Source organism: Sandaracinobacter sp. (assembly GCF_041909755.1).
GTDB lineage: Bacteria > Pseudomonadota > Alphaproteobacteria > Sphingomonadales > Sphingomonadaceae > Sandaracinobacteroides.
The window spans coordinates 1-4,949 of record NZ_JAYRCW010000129.1 but is presented as its reverse complement, the minus strand read 5'-3'; the positions used below and the strand labels follow the sequence as shown (position 1 = coordinate 4,949).

Here is a 4,949-nt window from a genome sequence, read left to right as displayed (position 1 = left end):
GTCATCGGCCGCTCCAACATCGTCGGCCGGCCGATGGCGTCGCTGCTGATTTCGGCCTCTGCCACGGTGACGGTGGCGCACAGCCGCAGCCGGGACCTGCCCGCCCTCACCCGCCGCGCCGACATTGTGGTGGCTGCCGTGGGGCGGCCGGAAATGGTGCGCGGCAGCTGGCTGAAGCCGGGCTGCACCGTGATCGACGTGGGCATCAACCGGGTTGCGAAGGAAAGCGGCACGGGAACCCGGCTGGTGGGCGACGTGGCCCTTTCCGAGGCCGCCGATGTCGCCGCCCATATCACCCCGGTGCCGGGCGGCGTGGGGCCGATGACGATCGCCTGCTTGCTGGAAAACACGCTGAAGGCGGCGTCGCGCGGATGAGCTTTCCCTGGGATCTCTTCGTTTCGGCGCTGGTGACGCTGCTGGTGGTGATCGATCCGCCCGGCGCAGCGCCCATCTTCGCCAGCCTGACGACGCGGTCCACCCAGCAGGCGCGCCGCGGCATGGCGATCCGCTCGGTCGCGATCGCGTCGGTGATCCTGATCGGGTTCGCGGCGTTTGGGGAACCCTTCCTTCGCGCGCTGGGGATCAGCCTGGATGCCTTCCGCGTGGCGGGCGGCATCATGCTGTTCCTGATCGCCCTGGACATGGTGTTCGAAACGCGCGTGAAGCGCCGGGAAGAACGGGCCAAGGCCGTGAACGACGAGGAATCCGAGGATGTCTCGGTGTTCCCGATGGCGATGCCCATGATCGCGGGGCCAGGCTCCATCGCGGCGGTGATGCTGCTGACGTCGAAGGCCAGCGGGCCGATGGAAACGATCGCCGTGTGGCTGGCGCTCGCCATCGTCCTTGCGCTGACGCTGGTCGCGCTGCTGGCGGCAGGCCCGATCATGCGCCGCGTGGGCAGCAAGGTGGAGGCGATGATCACGCGCCTGCTGGGGGTGATCCTGGCCGCGCTCGCCGCGCAGATCGTGATCGACGGGCTGAAGAGCGCCTTTGCCTGACAGGCTTCGGGTGCAGCATGGTTAACGGCTGGAAGGCTTAAGCTGCGGATTTCTGTCAGGAAATCTGACAGCATTGGCGATGCCGGCACGCGATCCATCGGCGCAAGTCCTTTGGGGCGCACGGGTTCCCCTTGTTGGCACGATTCCTGCATCGACCCTGCCACGCGACGGGAACACCGCCGCATCAGGGTTGGAGGAAGACGAATGCGCATTCTGATCGGGGCCGCGGTTGCCGCCCTTCTGGCCACGCCGGCATCGGCCGGCTGGTTCGTGAACTATGAAAATGCCGGCGTGCAGAACACAACCGCCGGCTTCACCACGTCGGGCGTCGAGACGTTCGAAGGCCAGACCGTCGGCAGCGCCGCCAATTTCGTGACCGATTTCGGCACGGGCGGCGCGATCGTCGCCACCTACAGCGGCGGCCGGATCGACAACGCCAACCAATATGGCTCGGCGCAGGGCAGCGGCAAGCATGTCGTGACCTTCTCGAACATGGCGCCGATCGACATCAACTTCACCACCACGCTGCCCGAAGGCCTGACCTATTTCGGGTACTGGCTGTCGGCGCTGGATGGCGGCAACCGGCTGGAGTTCTACAACGGCGCGACGCTGCTCGCCTCTGTCACGCCCGGCTCCGTCACGGGTGACATCGGCGCCTGCCCGACCAGCTATTGCGGCAACCCGAATCCGCCCTTCCTGGGGCAGAACAGCGGGGAGCCCTATGCCTTCCTGAACGTCTATTTCACGGGCGGCGACACTTATGACCGCATCCGGATCTATCAGGTCGGCGGTGGCGGGTATGAATCCGACAACCACACGGTCGGCTACTACACGTCCATCGGCGGCGTGCCGGAACCGGCGACCTGGGCGATGCTGATCACCGGCTTCGGCCTGGTCGGCATGGCGGCCCGCCGTCGCAAGGGCGTCGCGGTCCACGCCCTCGCCTGATCCCGGGGCATTTCCCGGAAGGGGGCAGATCAGGGGCGCCGGAAGCACCGCTTCCGGCGCCCCTTCCTTTTTCAGCCCGGACGGTCGCGGATTTCGGCCCCGCCGAAAGCCGCCCCTTGCACTTTCGCTGCAGCATGGTGACATTCAGGCCGTAAGCCATGAGTCTTTCGCTCTTGGCAGGTCAGGAAGGTCTGATGCCCTCATTCTCCAGAGACCTTGAATCCACCCTCCACAACGCGCTCGCCGAGGCCAGCCGCCGGCGCCACGAATATGCAACGCTCGAACATCTGCTGCTGGCGCTGATCGGCGACACCCATGCCTCCGTCGTGATGAAGGCCTGCGGCGTCGATCTGGACGAACTGTCTGCGCAGGTCACCCGCTATCTCGACACCGAACTGGGCAGCCTGAAGGCCGACAGCTCGGTCGATCCGTCCCCCACCGCCGGATTCCAGCGGGTGGTGCAGCGGGCCATCCTGCATGTGCAATCCTCCGGCCGGGAGGAAGTGACGGGCGCGAACGTGCTGGTCGCGCTGTTCTCGGAACGGGAAAGCCACGCCGTCTATTTCCTGCAGCAGCAGGACATGACGCGCCTGGATGCGGTTTCCTACATCAGCCACGGCATCGCCAAGACCCCGGGCATGTCCGAACCCAAGACGCCCAAGGGCGCCGAGGAACAGCCCGAAGTGCGGGAGGACAAGCGCGAGGGGCGGCAGAAGGCCCCGGAATCGGCGCTGAAGCAGTTCACCGTGAACCTCAACGAGAAGGCGCGGTCCGGCAAGATCGACGTGCTGATCGGCCGCGAGGCAGAGGTGGACCGCACCATCCAGATCCTGTGCCGCCGCTCGAAGAACAACCCGCTCTATGTGGGGGACCCCGGCGTCGGCAAAACCGCCATTGCCGAAGGGCTGGCCTTGAAGATCATCGAGGGCGAGGTGCCCGACGTGCTGAAGCCCGCCACCATCTATGCGCTGGACATGGGCGCGCTGCTGGCGGGCACGCGCTATCGCGGGGATTTCGAGGAGCGGCTGAAGAATGTGGTGGCCGAGCTGGAAAAGCTGCCGCACGCCGTTCTCTTCATCGACGAGATCCACACCGTGATCGGGGCGGGCGCCACGTCGGGCGGCGCGATGGACGCTTCCAACCTGTTGAAGCCTGCGCTTTCGGGCGGGTCGATCCGCTGCATCGGCTCCACCACCTACAAGGAGTTCCGCAATCACTTCGAGAAGGACCGCGCCCTGCTGCGCCGGTTCCAGAAGATCGACGTGAACGAACCCACGGTCGAGGACACGATCAAGATCCTGACCGGGCTGAAGCCCGCCTTCGAGAAGCACCACCGGGTGCGCTACACGCCCGACGCCATCAAGTCGGCGGTGGAGCTGTCCGCGCGCTACATCAACGACCGCAAGCTGCCCGACAAGGCGATCGACGTGATCGACGAATCGGGCTCGGCGCAGATGCTGGTGCCGGAAGCCAGGCGCAAGCGGGTGATCGGCGTGAAGGAGATCGAGGCCGTCGTCGCCACCATGGCGCGCATCCCGCCGAAATCCGTTTCCACCGACGACAAGAAGGTGCTGGAGAATCTGGAGGCAGACCTGAAGCGGGTCGTCTTCGGGCAGGACAAGGCGATCGGCCTGCTGGCATCTGCCATCAAGCTGAGCCGCGCGGGCCTGCGCGAACCGAACAAGCCCATCGGCAACTATCTGTTCTCTGGCCCGACGGGCGTGGGGAAAACCGAAGTCGCCCGCCAGCTGGCGGCCATCCTGGGCATTCCGCTGACCCGGTTCGACATGTCGGAATATATGGAGCGCCACTCGGTCAGCCGGCTGATCGGCGCGCCGCCGGGCTATGTCGGCTTCGATCAGGGCGGGCTGCTGACGGATGCGGTGGATCAGAACCCGCACAGCGTGCTGCTGCTGGACGAGATCGAGAAGGCGCACCCGGACCTGTTCAACATCCTGCTGCAGGTGATGGACAACGGGAAGCTCACCGATCACCACGGAAAGACGGTGGATTTCCGCAACACCATCCTGATCATGACGACGAATGCCGGCGCCGCCGACATGGCGCGCGAAGGCATCGGCTTCGGCGCGGGCCAGCGCGTGGGCGAGGACGAGGAAGCGATCAAGCGCATGTTCACGCCGGAGTTCCGCAACCGGCTGGATGCGATCGTGCCCTTCGATTACCTGCCGCCCGCCATCGTGGCGCGGGTGATCGACAAGTTCATCATCCAGCTGGAGATGCAGCTGGCCGAACGCGATGTGCATATCGCCCTTGAGGACGACGCACGGGACTGGCTGATCGAGCGCGGCTACGACCGGCTCTATGGCGCGCGACCGCTGGGCCGGCTGATCCAGGAATCGATCAAGCGCCCGCTGGCGGACGAGCTGTTGTTCGGCAAGCTGGTGAACGGCGGCGAGGTGCGGGTGCATGTGAAGGACGACCAGCCCGCCTTCGAGATCATCCCGGCGGCGCCAAAGCCGAAGCGGGGCAAGAAGAAAACGGCGGCCCTTCCGGCGCCGTCGGAGGAAAAGGACTGACAGCCTCAGGCTGGGCGCCGGTCGCACTCGCCTTGGCGGTCGCGATCGGCGCCATCAACCTGCTGACCGTGCTTGCCTTCCGGGCAGACAAGAAATGCGCGCGGCAGCGGGGCCCCGCCCCGCCGCGGCGCATTCCCGAAAGCGATCTGCTGTTGCTGGCCCTGCTGGGCGGAACGCCCGGCGCCTATCTCGCCCGGCGCGCCTTCCGCCACAAGACGCGCAAGCAGCCCTTCAGTTCGAAGCTGCACGGAATCGCCCTGCTGCAGCTGGCCGGCCTTTCCGCGCTGGCCTGGCACCTTGCGCGGGGCCATGTGTGAGGTATCGGGCCGCCGTTGCGCTGATGCGCGATTCCCGCTAAGGGCCCGCGCTTCGCTGGTACGGCACACCCTGGAGGTGCCGGGCGATCAAATGATTGGAGAATGACATGTCTGATGTGCTGACGCTCGCCGCGGAAGCACGCGACCGG

At 66.2% G+C, this 4,949-nt stretch carries 4 protein-coding genes and 1 pseudogene; all 5 read left to right on the top strand.

The genetic code is table 11. The annotated features are described in order from the left end of the window. Nucleotides 1-375 (top strand): annotated as a pseudogene (locus tag ACE3O8_RS12720) (bifunctional methylenetetrahydrofolate dehydrogenase/methenyltetrahydrofolate cyclohydrolase); the annotation flags it as partial. Continuing rightward, nucleotides 372-998, top strand: a complete 627-nt coding sequence (locus tag ACE3O8_RS12715; protein ID WP_374390317.1) for a MarC family protein — start codon at nt 372-374, stop codon at nt 996-998. The pseudogene ACE3O8_RS12720 and the gene ACE3O8_RS12715, both read left to right, overlap by 4 nt. A 204-nt stretch (nt 999-1,202) precedes the next feature. Continuing rightward, nucleotides 1,203-1,946: a PEPxxWA-CTERM sorting domain-containing protein gene (locus ACE3O8_RS12710; protein WP_374390315.1), complete on the top strand. Its 744-nt coding sequence runs from the start codon at nt 1,203-1,205 to the stop codon at nt 1,944-1,946. A 194-nt stretch (nt 1,947-2,140) separates the two neighbouring features. Further along, a complete protein-coding gene (gene clpA / locus ACE3O8_RS12705; RefSeq protein WP_374390314.1) occupies nt 2,141-4,483 on the top strand; it encodes an ATP-dependent Clp protease ATP-binding subunit ClpA in 2,343 nt (780 codons plus the stop codon). Nucleotides 4,484-4,515: 32 nt separating this feature from the next. After that, a complete protein-coding gene (locus ACE3O8_RS12700) occupies nt 4,516-4,800 on the top strand; it encodes a DUF1294 domain-containing protein (protein WP_374390312.1) in 285 nt (94 codons plus the stop codon). Nucleotides 4,801-4,949: the final 149 nt, after the last annotated feature.